Genomic DNA, 322 nt, shown 5'->3' with positions numbered 1-322 from the left:
ATTTTTATCCTGCGCACCCCGAGCGGTATTTCGTGAGGAATCATCATGACTGATACACAACTCAATCGTACTAGTGCCCACATCACCCAGCCCAAGTCGCAAGGGGCGTCTCAGGCTATGCTGTACGCCACGGGGCTGACCGAAGCCGATATGCAGCGCGCCCAAGTCGGCATCGCCAGTGTGTGGTTCGACGGCAATCCGTGCAACATGCACCTGGGCGACATCGCCACGAAGGTCAAAGAGGGCGTGGCTGCTGCCGACCTGGTCGGGATGCGTTTCAACACGATTGGGGTGTCCGACGGCATTTCCATGGGCACGAGCG

General features: G+C 59.0%; 1 protein-coding gene. It reads left to right on the top strand.

Features of this window, described 5'->3' with window-relative positions; translation table 11 throughout:
- Window positions 1–45: 45 nt before the first annotated feature.
- A partial coding sequence (locus J4F42_09830) for a dihydroxy-acid dehydratase (GenBank protein ID MCE2485798.1) occupies window positions 46–322 on the top strand: 277 nt, incomplete at its 3' end.

The organism is Desulfurellaceae bacterium, assembly GCA_021296095.1.
Classification (GTDB): Bacteria; Desulfobacterota; Binatia; order Bin18; family Bin18; genus JAAXHF01.
Note: the sequence above shows the minus strand (reverse complement) of the source record. Positions and strands in the feature narration are given on the sequence as shown.